Raw genomic sequence first — 23,146 nt, forward strand, 5'->3', positions numbered from 1 at the left:
GGTGAGTGCGGAAGTGGCTGCCGAAGCGACCACTTCCGCACTCGACGGCGGGCGTCAGTGGTCGCCGGCGTCGAGGCGGGCGCGCAGGCGCTCGATGCCACCGCGCAGGAGCTCGCCGTAGCCGTCGTCACCGAGCAGGTGGGCCGTGGTCTCGGCCGCCTCGAGCTCGCGACGGGCCTCGGTGATACGCCCCTGGCGGCGGTAGCCGTCGCCGAGGTTGAGGTGGAGGCTGGGCGCGAGGGCCGCGGCCGAGGGGTGCCGACCGGCGCCAGCGCGTCGTCGGCCACGTGCGCGTGCTCGCGCAGCGCGACCTCGTCCCACGCCACCTCGTCGGCGAGGGCGGGCTCGAGGTCGGCGAGGTAGTGCGCGAGCACGCAGCGCGGGGCGTGCTCGCTCGGCCCGGTCCCCTCCCAGGCGGCGAGCATCCGGGCCCGCCCGTCCTCGCGCTCGCCGCCGAGCGCCTGCGTCACGCCGGCCAGGACCTCGCTCCACTCCGTCATGCCGCGGACGCTACGGGCCGCCACCGACGGGGCCGCGGCGGCATCCACCGGGGGTCGAGGGCGCACACGGTTGCCGGGGCGACCGCTTCCGCACTCGACGCCGGACGGGATGGGGCGGGGACGGCGAACCGCCCGCCACGCGCTGCGTGACGGGCGGTCCGGGGTGGGGCATCCCGTCGTCCCTGCACGACGGGATGCCCGGGCGGCTCGCCGGAGGGAGCGGAGCCGGGGAGGGACCTCGCTCAGGCCCGCTTGGCGAGCTGGAGGTCGATGACGAGCTTGATCTTCTCGGAGACGAGGACGCCGCCCTTCTCGAGGTTGGCGTTCCAGGTGAGGCCCCACTGCGTGCGGTCGAGCTCGCCGGAGGCCTCGAAGGCCGCCTTCTCGTTGCCCCACGGGTCGGTCGCGACGCCGCCGAACTCGACGTCGAGCGAGACCGGCTTGGTGACGCCCTTGATCGTGAGGTCGCCGGTGAGGGTGGAGCCGTCGAACGAGGTCGAGCGGAAGGTCATGTCGGGGTGGTTCTCGGAGTCGAAGAAGTCACCGCTGCGCAGGTGGCCGTCGCGGTCGGCGGTGCCGGTGGCGACGGAGGCGGTCTTGATGGTGACCTCGGCGGTGGAGTCCGCGAGGGTCTCGCCGACGACGACGGTGCCGGCGACGTCGGTGAACGAGCCGCGGACCTTGCTCACCATGAGGTGGCGGGCGACGAAGCCGACCTCGGTGTGGGTGGGGTCGATGGTCCAGGTGCCGGTGGAGAGGCCGGTGAGGGTGTCGGTCATGGGTGGTGCTCCTTCGAGAGGGTGGGGCGTGCGGTAGTTGACGCTTCAACTATGCACCATCTTCGACTATTCCGCCTCCCGGGTCGTGGGACGATGACCCCGTGGAGACGACCCGGTGGCTGGCGAGCGACGAGCAGCGGTGGTGGCGCGCCTACCTGCGCGGCAACCGCGAGCTCGACGTCGCCCTCGACCGCGACCTCTCCCGCGAGGGTGTGAGCCTCTCGGACTACGAGCTGCTCTCGATGCTCTCGGAGGCCGAGGGCCGCCGGCTGCGGATGTCCGCCCTCGCCGAGCTCATCGTCCAGTCGCGCAGCCGGGTCACGCACACCGCGGCCCGCCTCGAGCGCCGCGGCTGGGTGCGCCGCACCCCGGCGCTCGACGACGGCCGCGGGGTCGTCCTCGAGCTGACCGACGAGGGCCTCGGCGCCGTCGAGCGGCTCGCCGCCGCGCACGTCGCCAGCGTCCGCCGCCACCTCGTCGACGTCCTCACGCCGTACCAGTTCCGCGCCCTCGGCGAGGCGATGGAGGCCGTCCGCGACGCGTACGCCAGCGACCCGACGACCCCGGCATCCCCCTGCGAGCCCTGCTGACCCGACAATGGGGAGGTGACCGACACCTCCACCGCCCCCGCCGCCGCTGACGAGGCGCCCGCCTCCGCCGCCCTCCTCGCCCGGGCCCGCGCCGTCACCCCCGGTGGCGTCAACAGCCCGGTCCGCGCCTTCCGCTCGGTCGGCGGCACGCCCCGCTTCATGGTCCGCGGCGAGGGCCCGCTCCTCACCGACGCCGACGGCCACGAGTACGTCGACCTCGTCGGCAGCTGGGGCCCGATGATCCTCGGCCACGCCCACCCGGCCGTCCTCGACGCCGTGCACACCGCGGCCTCGCGCGGCACGTCCTTCGGCACCCCGAGCGAGAACGAGGTCGCGCTCGCCGAGGAGATCGTGGCCCGCGTCGCTCCGGTCGAGCAGGTCCGCCTCGTGAGCAGCGGCACCGAGGCGACGATGAGCGCCATCCGCCTCGCCCGCGGCTTCACGGGCCGCCCGCTCGTCGTCAAGTTCGCCGGGCACTACCACGGCCACGTCGACTCCCTCCTCGTCGCCGCCGGCTCGGGCGTCGCCACGCTCGCGCTGCCCGACTCCGCCGGCGTGCCCGAGCAGATGGCCGCCGAGACGATCGTGCTGCCGTACAACGACGTCGCCGCCCTCGAGGAGCTCTTCGCCGCCCGCGGCGACCAGATCGCGTGCGTCATCACCGAGGCCGCCGCCGGCAACATGGGCGTCGTCGCGCCGCGGCCCGGGTTCACCGAGGCGCTGCGCCGGGTCACCGCGCAGCACGGCGCGCTCCTGGTCTCGGACGAGGTGATGACCGGCTTCCGCTGCAGCCGCGCCGGCTGGTGGGGCCACGAGGGCCTCGACCTCGCCCCGGATCTGCTGACCTTCGGCAAGGTGATGGGCGGCGGCTTCCCGGCGGCGGCGTTCGGCGGCCGCGCCGACGTCATGGCGCTCCTCGCGCCCGACGGGCCGGTCTACCAGGCGGGCACCCTCAGCGGGAACCCCGTCGCGACCGCCGCCGGCCTCGCCACGCTGCAGCACTGCGACGACGCCGTCTACGCCCGCCTCGACGAGGTGTCCCGCGCCATCAGCACCGCTGCGTCCGAGGCGCTCTCGGCCGCCGGCGTCGCGCACCGCGTCCAGTACGCCTCCTCGATGTTCTCCGTCTTCTTCCGTGACGGAGAGGTGCGCGACTACGACGACGCCCGCGACCAGGACACCGCCGCCTTCGGTCGGTTCTTCCACGCGATGCTCTCGGCCGGCGTCTACCTGCCGCCGAGCGCCTACGAGTGCTGGTTCGTCTCGGCCTCGCACGACGACGCGGTCGTCCAGCGCGTGCTCGACGCCCTGCCCGGCGCGGCCGCCGCGGCGGCCGCCGGCTGACGGCCCGCCGGGTCGCCGCGGCGGTGTCGAACCCCGTCCGCGGCACTCAGGTGGGTTTGCGACAATCGCGAGCATGACCCCGACCGCCGGTGGCGCCGTCCCCGCCGAGCCGCAGCGCACGACCGTGCACCTGCTGCGGCACGGCGAGGTCCACAACCCCGGGCAGGTCCTCTACGGGCGGCTGCCCGGATACCACCTCTCCGAGCTCGGGCGCCACATGGCCGAGCTCGCCGCCGAGCACCTCGCCGACCACGACGTCGTCCACGTCGTCTCCAGCCCCCTCGAGCGGGCGCAGGAGACCGCGGCGCCGGTCGCGGCCGTGCACGACCTCCCCGTCACCGTCGACGAGCGGGTCCTCGAGGCCGGCAACGAGTTCGAGGGACTGCCGGTCGCCGGCGGCCAGGGGCTGCTGCGCCACCCGCGCCTGTGGCCGAAGATGCTCAACCCGCTGCGGCCGTCGTGGGGCGAGCCCTACGGCGAGATCGTCGAGCGGATGCGCTCCGCCATCGTCGACGCCCGGGCCGCCGCCCGCGGCCACGAGGCGGTCATCGTCAGCCACCAGGCGCCGATCTGGATGATCCGGCTCGCCACCGAAGGACGCCCCCTCGTGCACAACCCCGCCCGCCGTGAGTGCTCCCTCGCGAGCCTCACCTCCCTGACCTTCCTCGGCGACGAGCTGCTCTCGCTGTCGTACGCCGAGCCCGCCGCCCAGCTGCTGCCCCGCGCCCAGAAGGGGGCCGGCGCATGAGCCGGACGCCGTCCCGCCGGGCCGCGCTCGGCGCCGCGGCGCTGGCCGCCCTCGTGCTGGCCGGCTGCAGCAGCGACCCCAACTCGGTGGCCGCGCAGGCGAAGGCCGGCGACCAGAAGGGGTACATCAGCGGCGACGGCGCCGTCGAGACCATCCCGGTCGCCGACCGGCTGGAGCCGGTGACGATGGACGGGCAGCTGCTCGACGGCAGCGCGTGGGACATCACCTCGACCCGCGGGCAGGTGCTCGTCCTCAACGTCTGGGGCTCCTGGTGCGCCCCGTGCGTCGCCGAGGCCCCCGACCTCCAGAAGGCCTGGGAGGAGCAGCAGGCGAAGAAGGCGCCGGTGCAGTTCATGGGCATCGACTTCCGCGAGGAGGCCGAGCGCGGCGCGGCGTTCGTCGAGAAGGCGGGCATCACCTACCCGAGCCTCAGCGACAAGCCGGGCCTGCTCATCCTGCGCCTCCAGGGCAAGGCCCCGACGACGCCGAGCACCCTCGTCCTCGACCGGGAGGGACGCATCGCCGCCCGGGTCAACGGCCCCGTCGACGCCACGACCCTCTCCGGCCTCGTCGACGACGTGGTCGCGGAGAAGTGACCGCCGGCCTCGTCGCCGCCACCGGCGACACCGTGACGAGCGGGGCGCTCCCGCTCGCGGTCGGTGTCGCCGCGCTCGCCGGGCTCGTCTCGTTCGCGAGCCCCTGCGTGCTGCCCCTCGTCCCCGGCTTCCTCGGCTACGTCACGGGGCTGACCGGCGAGTCCGCCGCCGACCGTTCGCGCGGGCGCACCCTTGCGGGCGCGCTGCTGTTCGTCGTCGGGTTCACCGTCGTCTTCGTCCTCGGGTCGATCTTCGTCACCGGCGTCGGCAGCGTCCTCGTCGAGCAGCGCGAGGTGCTGCTGCGGGTCGGCGGCGCGGTCGTCGTCCTCATGGGGCTGGTCTTCGTCGGCCTCGGCAGCCAGCGGGAGGTGCGCATCCACTGGCGCCCGCGGGCCGGCCTGCTCGGGGCGCCCCTGCTCGGTGCGGTGTTCGCGCTGGGATGGGCTCCCTGCACCGGCCCGACCCTGGCCGCCGTCCTCGTGATGGCCACCGCGTCCGGCGACGCCCAGGTCACCCGCGGGGTCACGCTCGCGCTCGCGTACGGCCTCGGGCTGGGCCTGCCGTTCCTGCTCGTCGCGGCCGGACTCGACCGCGCCGGCCGCGCGTCCGCCTGGCTGCGCCGGCACATGCGCACCATCCAGCTCCTCGGCGGCGTCCTGCTCGTCGTCGTCGGGCTGCTCATGCTCACCGGCGTCTGGGAGACGATGAACCGCTGGGTCCAGACCGAGCTCGTCTCCGGCTTCGAGGTGTCCCTGTGAGCACGACCGACGACCGTCCGACGACCGAGACCGCCCCCGCCGGCGACGGCACGCCCCCTCGGGCGCCGGTCACCCAGCCGCGGCTCGGCGCCGTCGGCTGGCTGCGCTTCCTCTGGCGACAGCTGACGAGCATGCGCACCGCGCTGTTCCTGCTGCTCCTGCTCTCGGTCGCGGCCATCCCCGGCTCGACCTTCCCGCAGCGCTCCATCGACGCCGCGCGCACGACGCAGTTCATCACCGACCACCCGACGGCGGGGCCCATCCTCGACAAGCTCGGGTTCTTCGCGGTCTACGCGTCGCCGTGGTTCGCCGCGATCTACCTCCTCCTGTTCGTGTCGCTCATCGGGTGCGTCGCGCCCCGCAGCCGCATCCACTGGCACCAGCTGCGCTCGCGGCCGCCGCGGGCCCCGCGTCGCCTCGAGCGCCTCGCCGCGCACTCCGAGGAGGTCGTCGACGGCACCCCGGACGAGGTGCGCGAGCGGCTGCGCGGCGTCCTGCGCTCCAAGCGCTACCGGGTGCACGCCCACGACGACACCTCGCTGTCGGCCGAGAAGGGCTACCTCAAGGAGACCGGCAACCTCGTCTTCCACCTCGCGCTCATCGGCGTCCTCGTCGGCGTCGCGTGGGGGCACCTGCTCGGCTGGAAGGGCGACGTCATCGTCCCGGTCGGTGACACCTTCGCCAACAGCCTCTCGTCCTACGACACCTTCAGCCCCGGCCCGTGGGTCGACGTCAACGACCTCTCGCCGTACGCCATCCGCCTGGACCGGCTCGACGTGAAGTTCGAGACCGAGGACACCGGCCGCGGGCAGTTCGGGATGCCCCGCGACTTCCGGGCGTACACGACCTTCACGACGCCCGAGGGTCGCACCGAGGCGCGCGAGATCGCCGTCAACCACCCGCTCGAGACCGGCGGCGGCAGCGTCTTCCTCCTCGGCAACGGCTACGCCCCGAAGGTGACCGTGCGCAACGCCGCCGGCAAGGCCATCTACACCTCGGCGACGCCGTTCCTCCCGCAGGACAACAACTACACGTCGGTCGGCGCCATCAAGGTGCCCGGTGCCCAGCCCGACGAGCTCGGCTTCGCGGGGTTCTTCCTCCCGACCGGCGTCATCGACTCCGAGCAGGGCCCGCACTCGACCTTCCCCGACACCCTCGACCCGCAGCTGGCGCTCACCGCGTTCAGCGGGACGCTCTTCCCGGGCGGTGGTCCGCAGTCGGTCTACACGCTCGACACGGCCGAGATGAAGCCGCTGCCCGGCAAGGACGGCGCCGACCAGCTGCGCATCCTCCTCAAGCCCGGCCAGACCTACGAGCTGCCCGAGGGGCGCGGCTCCATCACCTTCGACGGGGTCGAGCGCTTCGCCGGCCTCTCGATCCGCACCGACCCCGGCAAGACCCTCACCCTCGTCTCGGCGCTGCTCGCGCTCGCCGGGCTCGTCCTCAGCCTCGTCGTCCGGCGCCGCCGGGTCTTCGTCCGGGTTCGCCCCGAGGAGGGCACGGGTCGTACCGTGGTCTCCGTCGGCGGCCTGGCCAAGGACGACGACGAGGGGATGGCCGACGAGGTCGCCGCCGTCCTCACCGCACCCGGAGGAACCCGATGACCGACCTGACGCTCGCGCAGCTGTCGAACCTGTCCGTCTACTCGGCGATGGTCGTCCTGACCCTCGCGATGCTCGCGCACGGCCTGTACCTGGCCCGCGTCGTGCCCGCCCGGGAGGCCGTCGCCGTCGAGGCGCCCGAGCGCGAGCTCGTCGCGGCCGGTGGCGGCTCCGCGCCGGGGGACGACGCGCCCGCCGTCCCCACCGAGAAGGCCGACGAGCCGGCCGGCGCGCGCAAGGCCGCCGGCATCGGGCACTCGCTGACCGTCCTCGGGACGCTGCTGGTCGTCGCCGGCGTCGTGCTGCGCGCTCTCGAGGTGCACCGCTGGCCGCTCGGCAACATGTACGAGTTCGCCATCGTCGGGGCGATGTTCACGCTGCTCGCCTACGTCGCGTGGTCGGCCCGCCGCGACCTGCGCTGGCTCGGGGTATTCGTCACCGGCCCGGTGCTGCTCGTGCTCGGCGCGGCCATCACCGTCTGGTACACCGACGCCTCCGAGCTCATGCCGTCGCTGCGCTCGGTGTGGCTGGCCATCCACGTCACGGTCGCGACGATGTCGGTCGCGGTGTTCACCATCGGCGCCTCGCTCGGCATCCTCTACCTGATCCAGGACCGCGTCGAGGCGCGCGAGGGCGGGGCGACCGGCCGGGCGGCCTTCATGCGGCGGCTGCCCACGGCCCGGGCGCTGGAGCGGCTGACGTACGCGACGCACATCGTCGCCTTCCCGATGTGGACCTTCACTGTCATCGCCGGCGCCATCTGGGCCCGCCAGGCCTGGGGCTCGTACTGGAACTGGGACCCGAAGGAGGTCTGGAGCTTCGTCATCTGGACCGTCTACGCGGCCTACCTGCACGCCCGCGCGACGACCGGCTGGAGGCGTCAGAACGCCGTGTGGATCTCGCTCGCGGGGTTCGTCTGCGTGCTGCTCAACTTCGCCGTGGTCAACGTGTTCTTCGTCGGCCAGCACTCCTACTCGGGCATGTGAGGGACCTCGCTCGATGAACGCCTTCCTGCGCTACACCGTCCTGCGCCTGCTCATCTTCTTCGGCTGCGTCCTCGCGCTGTGGCTCGCGGGGCTGCGCGACGAGGAGCAGCTGCTGCTCCTCGTCGTCCTCGCGGCCCTGGCGTCGATGGCCATCTCGTACGTGGCGCTGCGGCGCTTCCGCCAGGACTACTCGGCGCAGCTGTCCGAGACCATCGAGCGGCGCGCGGCCGCCCGCCGGGAGAAGGGCGGCGACCGGCGCACCGACGAGCAGGCCGAGGACGAGGAGGTCATCGTCCGGCCGTCGACCGCGGCCCGCCCGGCCACTGCCGAGGACGACGACTTCCGCTGACCCGCTCCGCCCGGTCGAGGTGAAACCCGACCCTCCCGTGGTCGCCTTTCACCTCGACCCGAAGTCGATGCACCCGGTCGAGGTGAAACCCGCCCCTCTCGTGGTCGCCTTTCACCTCGACCCGCGCGCGACGGCGGAGAGCATCCGACTTCTTGCGAGATGAGCCGCTCGACGGCGCGTCGAGCGGCGGAACTCGCAAGAAGTCGGGGTCTGGGTGGGTGGAGGTATGCCGCCGGCGCCCGGTGGTGGCCGGATACTACGACCCGTGGCCTCGGTCCCGGGTCGAGGTGAAACCCGACCCTGCGGGGGTCGAGCATCGCCTCGACACGGGGGTCCGTCCACGAGACCCCGGCTCCGAGCTCATGTCTCGTGGACATTTCGGGGTGACCCCGAAATGTCGAGGCAGGTGGGGCGGGAGGGTCAGGTGAGGGCGCGGCCGAGGGCGACGCCGGCGAGGACGAGGACGGCGTACGCCACCTCGTACAGCCCCGTCGCGGCGAGCACCGGGATGAGCCCGGGCCCGGTCGTGCCGGCGCGCACGACCCGCACCCCGCGCCACCCGACGACGAGCGCGAGCAGGCCGAGCAGCGCCCACGGCTGCCAGAGGGCCATGACGAGCAGGGCCAGCACCGACACCCCGACGAGCCCGACGTAGAACGCGCGCGTCCGGGCGTCACCGAGCCGCACCGCGAGGGTCCGCTTGCCGTGCTCGACGTCGGTCGGGATGTCGCGGAGGTTGTTCGCGACGAGGATGCCCGAGGCGATGGCCCCGACGCCGACGGCGCCCGCGAGGCCGAACCACGAGACCGCGCCGGCCTGGGTGTACTCCGTGCCGAGCGTCGCCATCAGGCCGAAGAACACGAAGACGTAGACCTCGCCGAGGCCGCGGTAGCCGTAGGGGTTGTCGCCGCCGGTGTAGCGCCACGCCGCGAGGACGGCCAGCGCGCCGAGCGGGAGCATCAGCCAGGCCTGCGAGAGCGCGACGAGCGCCAGCCCGACGACCCCGGCCGCCCCGAAGGAGAGGAAGGCCGCGACCTTGACGTTGCGCGGGTCGGCGAGCCGCTGGCCGACGAGCCGCACCGGGCCCGAGCGGACCTCGTCGGTGCCGCGGATGCCGTCGGAGTAGTCGTTGGCGTAGTTGACGCCGACCTGCAGCGCGAGGGCGACGAGCAGGGCGAGCAGCGCGAGCCCGGCGTCCGCCTCGCCGACGCGCAGGGCGGCGGCGGTGCCGAGGACGACGGGGGCGACGGCGGCGGGCAGGGTGCGCGGGCGGGCGCCCGCCACCCACTGGGCGAGAGTGGCCATCGGTCGGTCAGAGTCCCTTGAGGAAGTCGGGGTCGTCGTCGGGGCCGCGCGCCGGGCGCCGCGTCGGCCCGGGGGTGCCGCGGCCCGGCCGACCGCCCCCGAGGAGCGGCCCGGCAGGGCGCCCGGCGACGAGCCAGGCGACCGGCCCGACGACCGGGAAGAGGAGGATGAGGAGCATCCAGGCGATCTTGGGCAGGTTCCGGACGGACCCGTCGTCGGTCTGGATGCAGTCGACGAGGGTCCAGATCGTCAGCGCGAGGCTGAGGACGACGGGCAGGAACCGCAGCACCCCGTCATCCTCCCACGGGGAAGAGCGCGGCCACGGCGGCCCGGTCCGGCTTGCCCGGCCCGCGCAGGGGGACGGCGCCCGCCGCGGTGACCCGCCGCGGCAGGGCGTGCGCCGGCAGGTGGGGGCGCAGGAGGTCGCGGACCTCGGCGAGCGAGAGCGGCCGCGCGTCGGGGGCCGGGACGACGAGGAGGCTGACCGCCTGACCCCACTCCGGGTCCGGCGTGCCGACGACGACGGCCTCGAGGACGCCGGGGACGTGCTCGAGGGCGGCCTCCTCGACGACGCGGGGCGCGACCTTGAGCCCGCCGGTCGTCACGAGGTCGTCGAGCCGGCCGTCCACGTGCAGCCGGCCGTCGTCGTCGAGGTGCCCGGCGTCGTCGGTGCGGTACCAGCGCGAGCCGTCGGGGTCGACCTCGAAGGCGCGGAAGGTGAGGTCCGGCCGCCCGAGGTAGCCGTGCGCGAGCGTGGCGCCTCCGAGCCGGATGCGCCCGTCGTCGTCGAGGCGGACCTCGGCGCCGCGCAGGGCGGTGCCGTCGTAGACGCAGCCGCCGCACGTCTCGCTCATCCCGTAGGTCGTGAGGACGCGGACGCCCGCGGCCTCGGCCCGGCGGCGCAGCACCGGGGGAGTGGCGGCGCCGCCGACGAGGACGCCGTGCAGCGTCGTCAGGGCGTGGGTCGCGGCGGAGTCGGCGAGCAGCCGGACGAGCTGGGTGGGCACGAGCGAGGTGTAGTGGCGGTGGCGGGGGTCCATCCGCCGCACGGCCGCGACGAAGGCGCCGGGGGTGAAGCCGGCGGAGAGGTCCGTGGCGACCGGCTCGGTGTCGGCGTCGAGGCCGCGCAGGAGGACCTGGAGGCCGGCGACGTGGCCGGCGGGCAGGGTGAGCAGCCACTGGCCGGGACCCCCGAGCCGCTCGTGGGTGGCGCGGGCGCTCGCGCCCAGCGCAGAGGCCCCGAGCATCGCGAGCTTCGGTGCGCCGGTGGAACCGGAGGTGCCGACGACGACGGCGAGGTCGTCGGCCGCGGCCGCCCGCGCGGGCAGCTGCGGGGGCTGCGACCCGGCGACGTAGGGCGCGACCGCGCCGCCGCCGGCGAGGGCCCGGCGCAGCCGGGGGAGGACCGCGACGGCCTCCTCGCCCGCGGGCACGGGCAGCGGCTCGACGTCCATGCGGTCACCGTACCCAGCCGCAGCGCGCCGCCCGGCCGCCGCCCCGGGCTGGTCATCCGCGGCGTCCCGCGGGACCATGGGGCGAGCGCGAGGAGGTGGCCGGATGCTCGGGACCACGACGACGGACCTGGAGCGCCTGCGCGCGCACCGCGCCGAGCTCGGGGAGTCGATGGCCGCCCTCGACGCGGCGCTCGCGCTGCCGGTCGGGCTCGGGCCGGTGTGGCGGCGCCGGGTGCGCGCCGCCCTGACCGAGCTCGCCCACGACCTGCGCGACCACGTCTCGCTGACGGAGGCGCCCGACGGCCTCTACGCGGACCTGCGCACCCGCGCCCCGCGGCTGGCGCACGACGTGGCCCGCCAGCTCGTCGACCACGTCGAGGTCGTCGCCGAGGTCGAGCGGCTCCTCGACGAGCGCGACGACGGGCTCGCCGACGAGGACGCCGTCCGGGTCCACCGCGAGGCGGCGACGCAGCTGCTCGGCCGCCTCGTGCGCCACCGTCAGCGCGGGTCCGACCTCGTCTACGCCGCCTACGACGTCGACCTCGGCGGGTCCGGCTGAGGGAGCGCCGGTTACGGCTGGACGGCGGGCACGAAGTCGAAGGTGTTGCCCAGCAGCCAGACGAGCAGCAGCACCACCGGCAGGTGGATCGCGAACTGCAGGAAGGTGAACCCGACGAGGTCACGGGCGCGCAGCTTGAGCACGGCGAGCAGCGGCAGCATGAAGAACGGGTTGACGAGGTTGGGCAGCGCCTCCGCCATGTTGTAGATCTGGACGGTCCAGCCGAGGTTCATCTGCACGTCGGTGGCGGCCTGCATCACGTACGGGGCCTCGACGAGCCACTTGCCGCCGCCGGAGGGCACGAGGATGCCGAGCACGGCGGTGTAGACGGCCAGCGCGACGGCGAACCCGCCGCCCCCGCCGAACGAGGTGAAGATCGAGGACAGGTGGTCCGAGAGGGTCTCGCCGCCGCGGCCCTCGGCCTTGGTGAGGACGGCCGCCATCGCCGCGTAGAGCGGGAACTGGACGAGGATGCCGGCCGTCGCGGGCACGGCCTTCTGGACGGCCATGAGGAAGCGCCGCGGCGTGCCGTGCAGGACGAGCCCGAGGACGAGGAAGACGAGCAGGTAGCCGTTGAGGCTGCTGAGCACCGCGACCGCGGACTTCTCGAGCAGCTGCCCGACGAGCCAGCCGAGCGTGATGACCCCGAGCAGGACCGGCAGCACGCGCGAGTACTCGAGCCACTCGCCGGGGCGCTCGCGCTCCGGGGGCGCCTCGGGCAGGTCCTCGGTGTCGATGCCCATGTCCTGCGCCGTGCGCACCGACGCGCCTCGGGGGCACGAGGCCCACGCGATGACGGTGGTCAGGACGATGAGGAGCAGCGCCGAGACCATCGACTGCCACGTGAAGATGGTCTTCCCGAAGTCGAGGACGCCGGTGATCTCGAGCAGCGGGGCGGGCAGCGAGGCCGGCGTCGCCTGGAGCTGGGCGGCCGACGACGAGAGGCCCAGCGCCCAGACGGCGCCCAGGCCCATGAACGCAGCGGCGCCGAGCGCGCGGTAGTCGACGGTGAGGTCCTCGCGGCGGGCGACGGCCCGGGCGAGCAGGCCGCCGAAGATCAACGACAAGCCCCAGTTGAGCAGCGAGACGCTCATCGACAGGAACGCGACGAACGCCACCGCGCGGCGGGGGTCGTCGGGCAGGTGGGCCAGCGCCTCGATGAGCCGGGCCACCGGGGGAGCGGTCGCCACGACGTAGCCGGTGAGGACCACCATCGCCATCTGGAGCGTGAAGGCCGTCAGGTCCCAGAAGCCGGTGCCGAAGGTCTCGACGACGGCGGCCGGCGTGGACCCGTTGGCCAGCGCGGCGACCGAGACGATGACGACACCGAGCGCGGCGAAGACCCACGCGTCGGGGAACCACTTCTCGGTGAACGCGGCGAAGGTCTGGGCGACGCGGGCGAGCCCGCGCTCGTCGGTCGTGGGAGCGGTCGTCGTCGACATGGTCGTCCTCGCGTCAGGGGTCGGGTCTCAGAAGTACCAGGGAAAGGGCGACCAGTCGGGGTCGCGCTTCTCGAGGAACTGGTCGCGCCCCTCGACGGCCTCGTCGGTCATGTACGCGAGCCGGGTGGCCTCGCCGGCGAACACCTGCTGGCCCATCAGCCCGTCGTCGAGCAGGTTGAAGGCGAACTTGAGCATCCGCTGCGCCTGCGGCGACTTCGACATCACGTCGCGGGCGAGCCCGAGCGCGGTGGCCTCGAGCTCGGCGTGGTCGGCGACGATGTTGACCGCGCCCATCCGGTGCATGTCCTCGGCGGTGTACTCGCGGCCGAGGAAGAAGATCTCGCGGGCGAACTTCTGCCCCACCATCTTCGCGAGGTAGGCGCTGCCGTAGCCGCCGTCGAACGAGCCCACGTCGGCGTCGGTCTGCTTGAATCGGGCGTTCTCGCGGGAGGCGACGGTGAGGTCGCAGACGACGTGGAGGCTGTGCCCGCCGCCGGCCGCCCAGCCGCCCACGACGGCCACGACGACTTTCGGCATGGTGCGGATCAGCCGCTGCACCTCGAGGATGTGCAGCCGCCCGCCCTCGGCCTTGACCCGGCGCTCGTCGACGGTGTCGGCGGTCTCGCCCTCGGCGTACTGGTAGCCCGAGCGGCCGCGGATGCGCTGGTCGCCGCCGGTGCAGAACGCCCAGCCGGCCGTGCGCGCCGACTGGCCCTCGCGCGGCGTCGGGCCGTTGCCGGTCAGGAGGACGACGCCGACGTCGGCGGTGCGGCGGGCGTGGTCGAGGACGCGGTACAGCTCGTCGACGGTGTGCGGCCGGAACGCGTTGAGCACCTCGGGCCGGTCGAACGCGACTCGGACACAACCGAGCCCGACCGCGCGGTGGTACGTGACGTCGGTGAGGTCCTCGAAGCCGGGCACGTCCTCCCAGGCCGAGGGGTCGAAGGTCTCGCTGACTCCGGGGATCGCGCTCACGGCGGCAAGGCTAGCCGGGCGGCGCGCAAAGCCCCGACGGGCTGCCGCGTCCGGCAGGGTGGGGACGCATGTCGACGACGACCTCGCCGCCCCAGCAGTCCGAGTCCGGTTCCTCGCCGCGATGGCGCCTCGTCGGGCCGGGCCTCGTGGTCGCCGCCACGGGCGTCGGGGCGGCCGACCTCGTCGCCACCCTCATCGCCGGGCAGAAGTACGGCTACGCCCTCCTGTGGGCCGTCGTCGTCGGCTGCCTCATGAAGATCGTCCTCGTCGAGGGCGCCGGCCGGTGGACGCTCGCGACCGGCTCGACGATCTACGAGGGCTGGTCGAGCCTGGGCCGCTGGACGACGTTCTACTTCGCGCCGTACATCGTCGTCTGGGGCTTCGTCTACGGCGCCGCGGCGATGGCCGGCACGGGGCTGCCGCTGCACTCGCTCTTCCCCGCCGTGTCGGTCCCGGTGTGGGGCATCGGGTCCGGCGTGGCCGGCGCGCTGCTCGTGTGGTTCGGCCGGTACGAGCTCTTCGAGAAGCTCTGCGCCGCGCTCGTCGGCCTGATGTTCGTCACCGTCGTCGGCGCAGCGGTGCTGACCGTCCCCAACGTCCCGGACCTGCTCGTCGGGCTGGCGCCGACCGTGCCCGCCGGGTCGGTCGTCAACGTGCTGTCGGTCGCCGGCGGCGTCGGCGGCACCATCACGCTCGCGGCCTACGGCTACTGGATCCGCGAGAAGGGGTGGACGACACCTCGGTTCATGCGCGTCATGCGTCTCGACAACCGTGTCGCCTACATCGTCACCGGGATCTTCGTCGTCGCCACGCTCATCGTCGGGGCCGAGCTGCTCTACTCCGCGAAGATCGCCGTGCAGACCGGCGACCAGGGGCTCCTCGACCTCGCGAACGTCCTCGACGACCGCTACGGCACGTGGGCGAGCAAGGTCTTCCTCGTCGGCTTCTGGGCCGCCGCGATGTCCTCGCTCCTCGGTGTCTGGAACGGCGTCAGCCTGATGTTCGCCGACTTCGTCGGCCACGTCCGCAGGCTGCCCGAGGACGCGCCCGAGCGCGGCATCGGCGGCCGCTGGTACCGCGCGTACATCCTCTGGCTGACCCTGCCGCCGATCGCGCTCATCCTCGTCGGCCGCCCCGTCTGGCTGCTGCTCGCCTACGGCGTCCTCGGGGCGTTCTTCATGCCGTTCCTCGCCGTGACGCTCATCTGGCTGCTCAACACCGACCGGGTCCCGCGCGAGTGGCGCAACAAGTGGTGGTCGAACCTCTGGATGGGGATCACCGCCGTCGCCTTCGTCGCGCTCGCGGCCAACGAGCTCGTGAAGGTCGTCACGGGCGACTGACCGCGGCGCGCGGTCCGTCCTACGGTGGTGCGGTGACGGTCGCAGCCCTGCCGGAGGTCCTCGCCGGCCTCCACGTCGTCGCCGTCCCCATGCGGGTCCCCTTCCGGGGGGTCCTCGTCCGCGAGGCGGCGCTCCTGCGGGGACCCCGCGGGTGGGGGGAGTTCGCGCCCTTCCTCGAGTACGGGCCGGCCGAGGCGGCGCGCTGGCTGGCCGCCGGGATCGAGGCCGCGTGGACGGGATGGCCGGAGCCGCTGCGCGACAGCGTGCCCGTCAACGCCACCGTCCCCGCCGTCGCGCCCGACGAGGTGGCCGGGGTCCTCGCGCGCTTCCCGGGCTGCACGACCGCGAAGGTCAAGGTCGCCGAGCGCGGCCAGCCGTCCGCCGCCGACGTCGACCGGGTCGCCGCCGTGCGGTCCGTGCTCGGGCGCAGCGGCCGCGTCCGCGTCGACGCCAACGGGGGCTGGGGGGTCGAGGAGGCCGCGCAGGTCCTCGGCCGGCTGGCCCGGTACGACCTCGAGTACGCGGAGCAGCCGTGCGCCACGGTCGAGGAGCTGCGCGACCTGCGGCTCCTGCTCGGCCGTCGCGGGCTCGACGTCCCGGTCGCGGCCGACGAGTCCATCCGCAAGGCGTCCGACCCGCTGCGCGTGCGCGACCTCGAGGCCGCGGACGTCGTCGTCGTCAAGGTGGCGCCGCTCGGTGGCGTGCGGCAGGCGCTCGAGGTCGTCGAGGCCTGCGGGCTGCCCGCGGTCGTGTCGTCCGCGCTCGACACGAGCGTCGGGATGGCCGCCGGCGTGGCGCTCGCCGCGGCCCTCCCCGAGCTGCCGTTCGCGTGCGGGCTCGGCACGGTGGCCCTGCTCGCCGGCGACGTGACGACCGAGCCGATGCGGCCCGCCGGCGGCGCGCTACCGGTGCGCCGCGTCGCCGCCGACCCGGGGCTGCTCGACCGATGGGCGGCGCCCCGGGAACGGACCGACTGGTGGCGCGAGCGCGTCGCGGCCGCCCACGACCACCTGACGGGAGCACCCGCATGACCGGAGCCACGAACGACGAGGTCCCCGGCGGCGGGGCCGTCCGGTGGGTCTGGCTCTTCCTCGACACCCCCGTGGCCGACGCCGAGCGGTCCTGGGCCTTCTGGTCCGAGGTGACCGGGCAGGAGGTCGTCGACCGCCGCGGCGAGCGTGACGAGTTCGCCACCCTCGCACCGCCGCAGGGCGACCCATGGCTCAAGCTGCAGGCCGTCGGCTCCGGTCGCGGGGGAGTGCACCTCGACCTCGACGTCGAGGACGTGCACCTCGCCGCCGCGCGGGCCGAGGCGCTCGGGGCCACGCGCGTGGGCGCCATCGGCGACACCGTCGTCGTCCTCCGCTCGCCCGGAGGGTTCGTCCACTGCCTCACGACGTGGGACGGTCGGGCCGGCCGTCGGGGCCAGCCACGCGACGGGCTGACCAGCATCCTCGACCAGTGCTGCCTCGACGTGCCGCGCTCGCGGTGGGAGGCGGAGAACACGTACTGGCAGAGGCTGACCGGATGGACCTGGCGGGCCTCCGACGAGCCCGGGTACGCGTCGGTCAGCGCCGGCGCCGCGATGCCGGTGCGCATCCTCCTGCAGACCCTCGGCGAGGAGGACGGCGAGGTGCGCGGGCACGTCGACCTCGCGTGCGCGGACCGGGCCGCGGACACCGCGCGGCACGTCGCCGCCGGCGCCGTGGTGCTCGAGGAGCGCTCGTTCTGGACGGTGCTGCTCGACCCGGTCGGCCGCGTGCACTGCCTCACCGACCGTCCGCCGAGCCCGGCGCGCTGACGTCCGCGCCGGTCCTGCCGGCCGCGCTCAGCGCTCGAGCGGCAGCCCGAGCAGCGCGTTCTCGACGACCTCGGCGAGGGCGGGGTGGATCCAGTACTGCCCGCGCGCGACGTCGTGCACGTGCTGGCCGAAGCTCGCCGCCTGGACGAGGGGCTGGACGATGCTCGACGCCTGCGGCCCGACCATGTGCGCCGCGAGGAGGCGGCCGTCCGGGGTCGCGTGGAGGGTCAGGACCCCGGTGGTGTCCTCGAGCGCCCAGCCGTAGGCGACGTCGCCGACCTTCTGCGTGTACGTGACGAACTCGGTGCCGTCGGACTCCAGCTGCGCCGCCGTCGGGCCGAACGAGGCGACCTGCGGGTGGCCGAAGACGGCGTGGGGCACCGGCCGGTCGTCGGCCTCGTGCGGCGGGCCGTCGAGCCGGCCGAGGTCGACCGCGAGGTTGTGCGCGACGATCCGCGCCTCCCCGTTGGCGACGTGCTTCAGCTGGTGCTCGGAGCTGATGTCACCGAGCGCCCAGACGCGCGGGACGCTCGTGCGCCCCTGCCGGTCGACGACGAGCCGCCCGTCGGGGTGGGTGTCGAGCCCGCCCGTGGCGGCATCGAGGAGGTCGCTGTTGGGGCGGCGGCCGACGGCGAGGAGCACGACCTCGGCCTCGACGTGCGCGGCGCCCTCGGGCCCCTCGGTGCCCAGCCGCCAGACGCCCGAGACGTGCTCGGCGCTCGTGACGGTCGTCGACAGGCGCACGTCGTAGCGCGAGCGCGCGACCTCGGTGTAGCGCTCGGAGACCTCGAACTCCTCGGCCATGAGCAGCCGGCCCGAGCGCTGCACCTGCGTCACGTGGACGCCGAGCGCCGAGAAGACGTGGGCCATCTCGCAGGCCACGAAGCCGCCGCCGACGACGGCCATCCGTGCGGGCAGGGCGTCCAGGCGCATGACGGTGTCGGAGGTGTGCACGCCGTTCGCGGGGTCGGCGCCGGTCAGGCCGTCGAGGGCGAGGCCGACGGGCCGGCTGCCGGCGGCGACGACGACGCGCTCGGCGGTGACCTCCTCGCCGGAGTCGAGGACGAGGGTCCGGGGGCCGGTGAAGCGCGCCCGGGAGCGGTAGAGGGTGACGTTCTCCTGGCCGGCGCGGTAGTCCTCGCCGCCGTGCGAGATCGGGTCGATCCGGCCGAAGACGCGGTCGCGGATGGCCGGCCAGTCGACCTGCGGCGGGTCGAAGGTGACGCCGAGCCGGTGGGCGTCCTCGGCCTCGACGACGCGGTCGGCGGGCAGGACGAACATCTTCGTGGGGATGCAGCCGACGTTGAGGCAGGTCCCCCCGAAGGTCCCCTTCTCGACGATCGCGACGTCGAGGCCCTCGAGCTCCGGGGTGAGGAGCGAGTTGCCCGAGCCGCTGCCGATGATCACGAGGTCGTGGTGGGGCATGGCGCCACGCTACGTGGTGCCGCTCGTCCACAGGGCGCCGGTGCGCGGGCGCTCGTCCACAGACCGGGCGCCGGTGCTGGTGCGGGGACGGGCCCGTGGGGTGGGGTTGGCGCAGGCGAGACGGGAGGAGGCCGCGGTGGACGTGGCGGAGGTGGAGGCGCTGGCCCGGCGGGTCGAGGAGGCGGTCGAGGTCGTCGGGGTGCGCGCGGGCGGCCTGGCGCGGTCGTCCGGCGAGTGGTGGGAGGGCCCGGCGGCGGACGCCCTGCGCGCGTCGGTGGACACGCGTCGCGCCCGGCTGGTGGCCCTCGCCGACGAGCTCGCGTGGCTGGCACGCTCGCTGCGCGCGCTCGCGTCGGCGCTGCGGGCCTCGGCCGACGACGGGCTGGGGAGGGCCTCGTGACGCGGGTGGCCGTGCGGTCCGAGGACCTGCTGGCCTGGGCCGGTGCGCTGGCGTCGACGGCCGAGGTCCTGCGCGACGAGGGGTCGGCCGTCGCCGGTGGGGCGGCCCGGCTGGCGTCCGGCGTGGGTCGGGGCGGGCTGCCCGGGGTCGGCGTGCTCGGCGCGTGGGTCGGGGTCGAGGCCGACGCCGCGCGGGTGGCGGGCCCGGCCGGCCTGTGGGGCGAGGCGCTCGCGCTCGACGTTCTGTCGGTCCGGCTGCGGCTCGCGGCCGTGGCGTACGCCGGGGCCGAGGACCTCGCGGCGGCGGCGCTCGCGGGGGTGCGTTCCGGGGTCGCACGGGCTGCCTCGGTCGGGTGGTTCGACGAGACCGGCGCCCGGGTGGTGGTGGAGCGGGTGCCGCCGCGGTGGACGCCCCGCACGCTCGCCGGCCCCGGCGACCTCGTGGCCCTCGGCGACGGGCTCGACGGCGGGCGGGTGCGGGTCGTCGAGGTCGCGGCGCCGGGCGGCGGGTCGGCCTGGGTCGTCGTCGTGCCGGGCACGCAGTCGTGGTCCCCCCGGGCCGGGCCGCAGCCGTTCGACCTGACGACCGACCTCGCGGCGGTCACCGGGGACGCGACGCTCGCCGGGGCCGGCGTCGTGGCCGCGCTCGACGCGGCCCGCGCGGCGTCCGCCCGCCGCCGGGCGCTGCCGCCGGGTGCGCTCGCGACCGAGCCGGTGGTCCTCGTCGGGCACAGCCAGGGTGGCCTGCACGCCGCGTCCCTCGCGGCCGACGACGGCTTCCGGCGCGGGCACCGGGTCACCCACGTCCTGACCACCGGCGCACCCATCGGGCTCGTGGAGATACCGGAGGACGTGCGCGTCCTGTCCGTCGAGCACGCCGACGACCCGGTGCCGGCGCTCGACCTCGCCCCCAACCCGGCGCGTGCGTCCTGGCTCACGCTGCGGCTCGGCGCCGGCCCGCCGGTCGACGTGGCCCGCCACGGACTCGAGGGCTACGAGCGCACGGTGAGAGCGGCGGCCGGAGCGCCCCTCGGCGCCGTGCCGGGCCTGCGCGCGTGGCAGGCGTCCGCGGGGTCCGTGCTCGGGCGGCCGGTGCTCGGGGTCAGCGAGGTCGTCGTCACGCGCGGGGCCCGGACGCCGCCCGGGGCCGGCTGGCAGAATCGCGGCCCGTGACCCCCTCCACCGCGCTCGCCACCGTGCTCGTCGACGAGCTCGTGCGCGGCGGGGTCCGCGACGCCGTCCTCGCTCCGGGCTCGCGCTCGGCCCCGCTCGCCTACGCGCTGCTCGCGGCCGACCGGGCGGGTCGGCTGCGGCTGCACGTGCGGGTCGACGAGCGGTCGGCGGGCTTCCTCGCGCTGGGGCTCGCGAAGGGCTCCGGCCGCCCGGTGCCCGTCGTCACGACCTCCGGCACCGCGGTGGCGAACCTCCACCCGGCCGTCCTCGAGGCCTCCCACACCGGCGTGCCCCTCGTCGTCGTGTCGGCCGACCGCCCGCACGAGCTGCGGGGGAGCGGCGCGAACCAGACGACCCGCCAGCCGGGGATGCTCGCCGGTGCCGTCCGCTGGGAGGCCGACGTGCCCGCCCCCGACGCCGTCCCGGTGGACGGCGACGGCCGGGGCGCCTGGTGGCGGGCCACGGTCTGCCGGGCGCTCGCCGCGGCGCAGGGCTCGACCGGTGGCGAGCCGGGGCCGGTCCACCTCGACGTCGCCTTCCGCGACCCGCTCGCGCCCGGGGCCGGAGGGCCCGAGCCGCTGCCGGAGCACCTCACCGGGCGGCCGGACGACGGGCCGTGGACCGCGGTGCGGCCCGCGGTCGCCACGGCGCCGGCAGGGAGCATCGAGCACGTCGAGCGCACCCTCGTCGTGGTCGGCGACCTGCCGGGGGGCGGTGGCGACGAGGCCGTCGCCTGGGCGGCCTCGCGCGGGTACCCGGTCGTCGCGGAACCGTTCGCCGGTCCGTCCGCGCGGGCGGCCACGCTGCCGCACGGGCCTCTCCTGCTCACCGCCACCGGGTGGGTCGACGCGCACCTGCCCGAGCGCGTCCTCGTCGTCGGGCGGATCACCCTCGCCCGGCCGGTGGCGGCCGTGCTCCGCCGGCCGGGGGTGCGGGTCGAGGTCGTCACCGGGGCGACCACGTGGCCCGACCCCTCGCACGTGGCGGCGGTGGTCCATCCCCTGGCGGCCCTGCACGCGGACGCGGGTGCCGACCCCGTCCCCCCCGGTGACTGGGCGCGGTCGTGGCACGAGGCCGGCCGCCGGCTCGCCGAGGCCGTCGCCGCGCAGGGCCTGCCCTGGCCGAGCGGCCTCGCGGTCGCGGCGGTGGTCCACGACGCCCTCCCCGCCGACGGGGTCCTCGTCCTCGGCTCGTCCAACCCGGTGCGCGACCTCGACCTCGCGACGACCGGTCGCACCGGTGACCCGCACGTCGGCGTCCGGGTCCACGCCAACCGCGGGCTGGCGGGCATCGACGGCGTCGTCTCGACGGCCGTGGGCGTCGCCCTCGGGACCGGCCGCCCGACCCACGCGTTGCTCGGGGACCTGACCTTCCTCCACGACGCCAACGGGTTGCTGGTCGGACCCCACGAGCCGCGCCCCGACCTCACGCTCGTCGTCGTCAACGACGACGGCGGCGGCATCTTCACCACCCTCGAGCACGGGGCGCCCGAGCGTGCCGACTCGTTCGAGCGCGTCTTCGGGACGCCGACCGGTACCGACCTCGCCGCCGTGTGCCGGGCGCACGGGGTCGCCCACGAGCGCGTCGCCGACCGCGAGGCGCTCGCCGCCGCCGTCGCCCGCCGCCCCGACGGGCTGCGCGTCGTCGAGGTCCGCCTCGACCGCTCGACCCATCGCGACGCGCACGCCGCGCTCCGGGCGCTCGCCGCCCGCACCCTCGACAGCTGACCGTGGGCCGATTCGGCCACGGCGCCCGCGGTTGCGAGAATCGACCCGTGCCGACCACCCCCACCCGTACCGACGTCCTCGTCGTCGGCGCCGGCCCCGCGGGCGCCTCCGCCGCGGCCTGGGCCGCGCGCGCCGGCCGTGACGTCGTGCTCGCCGACGCCGCCACCTTCCCGCGTGACAAGACCTGCGGCGACGGCCTGACCCCGCGCGCGGTCGCCGAGCTCGACCGGCTCGGCCTCGGCGACTGGGTGCGCTCGCACACCGTCAACCAGGGCCTGCGCGCGCACGGCTTCGGCCAGACGCTGCACCTGCCCTGGCCGGGGGGCACGCTGCCGTCGCACGGCTCGGCCGTGCCGCGGACCGAGCTCGACGCCGGAATCCGCGAGGCCGCGCTCGACTCCGGCGCGACCGGCGTCGAGGGCGCCAAGGCGGTCGACGCCTCGCTCGAGGGCGGCCGCGTCCGGTCGGTCACCTTCCGCCGCGACGACGGCAGCACGCAGGAGATCGAGTGCGAGCGCCTCGTCGTCGCCGACGGGGTGCGCTCGGGCCTGGGCAAGGTCCTCGGCCGCGAGTGGCACAAGGACACCGTCTACGCCGTCGCCGGCCGCTGCTACGTCGACTCCGACCGGGCCGACGACCCGTGGATCTCCAGCCACCTCGAGCTGCGCGGCGACGCCGGCGAGGCGCTGCCCGGCTACGGCTGGATCTTCCCGCTCGGCGGGGGGCAGGTGAACGTCGGCGTCGGCACGCTGGCCACGACCCGCCGCCCGGCGGAGGTCGCCATCAAGCCGCTCATGCGCCGGTACACCGACGAGCGCCGCGCCGACTTCGGGCTGACCGGCGAGCAGCGGATGCCGACGAGCGCGCTCCTGCCGATGGGCGGCGCCGTGTCGAACGTCGCCGGACCGAACTGGGCGCTCGTCGGCGACGCCGCCGCGTGCGTCAACCCGCTCAACGGCGAGGGCATCGACTACGGCCTCGAGACCGGCCGGCTCGCGGCGCTGCACCTCGACGACGACCTCGCGACCGTGTGGCCGGCGCTGCTGCGCGACCACTACGGCGAGGCCTTCTCCATCGCCCGGCGGATGGCGGCGATCTTCACGGTGCCGCGCACGCTCGCCGCCCTCGGCCCCGTCGGCATGCGCAGCGACTGGCTGATGACGCTCGCGCTGCGCTGGATGGGCAACCTCATCACGGACGAGGACCGCGACGCCTCCGCGCGCATCTGGCGCTGGGCCGGCCGGCGCTCGGTCGCCGTCGACGCCCGCCCGCCCTTCACCTGACCGACCCCGACC

24 protein-coding genes are annotated in these 23,146 nt (G+C 75.2%); 16 read left to right on the plus strand and 8 right to left on the minus strand.

From position 1 onward, the window contains the following. Positions 1-54: 54 nt before the first annotated feature. Both IG69_RS22650 and IG69_RS0102920 read right to left on the minus strand, forming a co-directional pair. A complete protein-coding gene (locus IG69_RS22650; protein ID WP_211250953.1) occupies positions 55-321 on the minus strand; it encodes a hypothetical protein in 267 nt (88 codons plus the stop codon). Positions 322-742: 421 nt separating this feature from the next. Continuing rightward, positions 743-1,279 (minus strand): YceI family protein, encoded by a 537-nt coding sequence (locus tag IG69_RS0102920; protein ID WP_030526679.1) that lies wholly within the window; start codon positions 1,277-1,279, stop codon positions 743-745. Between the two features lie 101 nt (positions 1,280-1,380). Between IG69_RS0102920 and IG69_RS0102925 the strand changes: the two genes are divergently transcribed. From IG69_RS0102925 to IG69_RS19910, 8 genes are all read left to right on the plus strand, one after another. Next, positions 1,381-1,869 carry a MarR family winged helix-turn-helix transcriptional regulator gene (locus IG69_RS0102925; RefSeq protein WP_036828715.1) on the plus strand — a complete coding sequence of 163 codons (489 nt, stop codon included), beginning with the start codon at positions 1,381-1,383 and terminating at the stop codon, positions 1,867-1,869. A gap of 15 nt (positions 1,870-1,884) precedes the next feature. Further along, complete coding sequence (gene hemL, locus IG69_RS0102930; RefSeq protein ID WP_030526681.1) at positions 1,885-3,213, plus strand: glutamate-1-semialdehyde 2,1-aminomutase; 1,329 nt, start codon at positions 1,885-1,887, stop codon at positions 3,211-3,213. 73 nt (positions 3,214-3,286) lie between these two features. Further along, positions 3,287-3,961 (plus strand): histidine phosphatase family protein, encoded by a 675-nt coding sequence (locus IG69_RS0102935; RefSeq protein WP_030526682.1) that lies wholly within the window; start codon positions 3,287-3,289, stop codon positions 3,959-3,961. Beyond that, positions 3,958-4,557, plus strand: coding sequence for a TlpA family protein disulfide reductase (locus IG69_RS0102940; protein WP_030526683.1), 600 nt, complete (start codon positions 3,958-3,960; stop codon positions 4,555-4,557). Before IG69_RS0102935 ends, IG69_RS0102940 begins: the two co-directional genes overlap by 4 nt. After that, a complete protein-coding gene (locus IG69_RS0102945) occupies positions 4,554-5,315 on the plus strand; it encodes a cytochrome c biogenesis CcdA family protein (protein WP_030526684.1) in 762 nt (253 codons plus the stop codon). Before IG69_RS0102940 ends, IG69_RS0102945 begins: the two co-directional genes overlap by 4 nt. After that, positions 5,312-6,919: a cytochrome c biogenesis protein ResB gene (gene resB / locus IG69_RS0102950; protein WP_051750095.1), complete on the plus strand. Its 1,608-nt coding sequence runs from the start codon at positions 5,312-5,314 to the stop codon at positions 6,917-6,919. The genes IG69_RS0102945 and resB overlap by 4 nt, the downstream gene beginning before the upstream one ends. Next, positions 6,916-7,902, plus strand: a complete 987-nt coding sequence (gene ccsB / locus IG69_RS0102955) for a c-type cytochrome biogenesis protein CcsB (protein WP_030526686.1) — start codon at positions 6,916-6,918, stop codon at positions 7,900-7,902. The genes resB and ccsB overlap by 4 nt, the downstream gene beginning before the upstream one ends. A gap of 13 nt (positions 7,903-7,915) precedes the next feature. Beyond that, positions 7,916-8,251, plus strand: a complete 336-nt coding sequence (locus IG69_RS19910) for a DUF4229 domain-containing protein (RefSeq protein ID WP_051750097.1) — start codon at positions 7,916-7,918, stop codon at positions 8,249-8,251. A gap of 420 nt (positions 8,252-8,671) precedes the next feature. Here IG69_RS19910 and IG69_RS0102965 read toward each other — a convergent pair whose 3' ends face one another. From IG69_RS0102965 to menE, 3 genes are read right to left on the minus strand one after another with little or no spacing between them, the layout of a single operon-like run. Then, positions 8,672-9,556 (minus strand): 1,4-dihydroxy-2-naphthoate polyprenyltransferase, encoded by an 885-nt coding sequence (locus tag IG69_RS0102965; protein ID WP_030526688.1) that lies wholly within the window; start codon positions 9,554-9,556, stop codon positions 8,672-8,674. Between the two features lie 7 nt (positions 9,557-9,563). Beyond that, on the minus strand, positions 9,564-9,845 hold the full coding sequence (locus IG69_RS0102970; RefSeq protein ID WP_030526689.1) for a PLD nuclease N-terminal domain-containing protein: 282 nt from the start codon (positions 9,843-9,845) through the stop codon (positions 9,564-9,566). A gap of 4 nt (positions 9,846-9,849) precedes the next feature. Beyond that, positions 9,850-11,010, minus strand: coding sequence for an o-succinylbenzoate--CoA ligase (gene menE, locus IG69_RS0102975; RefSeq protein ID WP_030526690.1), 1,161 nt, complete (start codon positions 11,008-11,010; stop codon positions 9,850-9,852). 103 nt (positions 11,011-11,113) lie between these two features. Here menE and IG69_RS0102980 point away from each other — a divergent pair, with 103 nt between their 5' ends. Continuing rightward, positions 11,114-11,569, plus strand: coding sequence for a hypothetical protein (locus tag IG69_RS0102980; RefSeq protein ID WP_030526691.1), 456 nt, complete (start codon positions 11,114-11,116; stop codon positions 11,567-11,569). Positions 11,570-11,580: 11 nt separating this feature from the next. Here IG69_RS0102980 and IG69_RS0102985 read toward each other — a convergent pair whose 3' ends face one another. Together IG69_RS0102985 and IG69_RS0102990 are read right to left on the minus strand one after the other, a co-directional pair. After that, complete coding sequence (locus IG69_RS0102985; protein ID WP_030526692.1) at positions 11,581-13,011, minus strand: short-chain fatty acid transporter; 1,431 nt, start codon at positions 13,009-13,011, stop codon at positions 11,581-11,583. Between the two features lie 27 nt (positions 13,012-13,038). Next, positions 13,039-13,986, minus strand: coding sequence for a 1,4-dihydroxy-2-naphthoyl-CoA synthase (locus IG69_RS0102990; RefSeq protein WP_030526693.1), 948 nt, complete (start codon positions 13,984-13,986; stop codon positions 13,039-13,041). 68 nt (positions 13,987-14,054) lie between these two features. Here IG69_RS0102990 and IG69_RS0102995 point away from each other — a divergent pair, with 68 nt between their 5' ends. The 3 genes from IG69_RS0102995 to IG69_RS0103005 are packed head-to-tail and all read left to right on the plus strand — an operon-like array spanning position 14,055 to position 17,127. Further along, positions 14,055-15,326: an Nramp family divalent metal transporter gene (locus IG69_RS0102995; RefSeq protein ID WP_030526694.1), complete on the plus strand. Its 1,272-nt coding sequence runs from the start codon at positions 14,055-14,057 to the stop codon at positions 15,324-15,326. Positions 15,327-15,358: 32 nt separating this feature from the next. Next, a complete protein-coding gene (locus IG69_RS0103000) occupies positions 15,359-16,357 on the plus strand; it encodes an o-succinylbenzoate synthase (RefSeq protein WP_030526695.1) in 999 nt (332 codons plus the stop codon). Continuing rightward, a complete protein-coding gene (locus IG69_RS0103005) occupies positions 16,354-17,127 on the plus strand; it encodes a VOC family protein (protein WP_030526696.1) in 774 nt (257 codons plus the stop codon). The genes IG69_RS0103000 and IG69_RS0103005 overlap by 4 nt, the downstream gene beginning before the upstream one ends. Before the next feature lie 27 nt (positions 17,128-17,154). On the opposite strand, the gene IG69_RS0103010 is transcribed toward IG69_RS0103005, so the two are convergent. After that, the gene (locus IG69_RS0103010; RefSeq protein ID WP_030526697.1) at positions 17,155-18,552 is read right to left on the minus strand and encodes a mycothione reductase; all 1,398 of its coding nucleotides are present in this window, start codon (positions 18,550-18,552) and stop codon (positions 17,155-17,157) included. A 136-nt stretch (positions 18,553-18,688) separates the two neighbouring features. On the opposite strand from IG69_RS0103010, the gene IG69_RS0103015 reads away from it, so the two are divergent. The 4 genes from IG69_RS0103015 to IG69_RS0103030 are packed head-to-tail and all read left to right on the plus strand — an operon-like array spanning position 18,689 to position 23,134. Continuing rightward, complete coding sequence (locus tag IG69_RS0103015; RefSeq protein ID WP_030526698.1) at positions 18,689-18,952, plus strand: hypothetical protein; 264 nt, start codon at positions 18,689-18,691, stop codon at positions 18,950-18,952. Continuing rightward, positions 18,949-20,124 (plus strand): alpha/beta hydrolase family protein, encoded by a 1,176-nt coding sequence (locus IG69_RS0103020; RefSeq protein ID WP_157577309.1) that lies wholly within the window; start codon positions 18,949-18,951, stop codon positions 20,122-20,124. Before IG69_RS0103015 ends, IG69_RS0103020 begins: the two co-directional genes overlap by 4 nt. Beyond that, on the plus strand, positions 20,121-21,851 hold the full coding sequence (menD, locus tag IG69_RS0103025) for a 2-succinyl-5-enolpyruvyl-6-hydroxy-3-cyclohexene-1-carboxylic-acid synthase (RefSeq protein WP_030526700.1): 1,731 nt from the start codon (positions 20,121-20,123) through the stop codon (positions 21,849-21,851). The genes IG69_RS0103020 and menD overlap by 4 nt, the downstream gene beginning before the upstream one ends. A gap of 47 nt (positions 21,852-21,898) precedes the next feature. Beyond that, the gene (locus IG69_RS0103030) at positions 21,899-23,134 is read left to right on the plus strand and encodes a geranylgeranyl reductase family protein (protein WP_030526701.1); all 1,236 of its coding nucleotides are present in this window, start codon (positions 21,899-21,901) and stop codon (positions 23,132-23,134) included. Positions 23,135-23,146: the final 12 nt, after the last annotated feature.

This window comes from Phycicoccus jejuensis, from assembly GCF_000720925.1.
In the GTDB taxonomy this organism is placed as follows: Bacteria; Actinomycetota; Actinomycetes; order Actinomycetales; family Dermatophilaceae; genus Phycicoccus; species Phycicoccus jejuensis.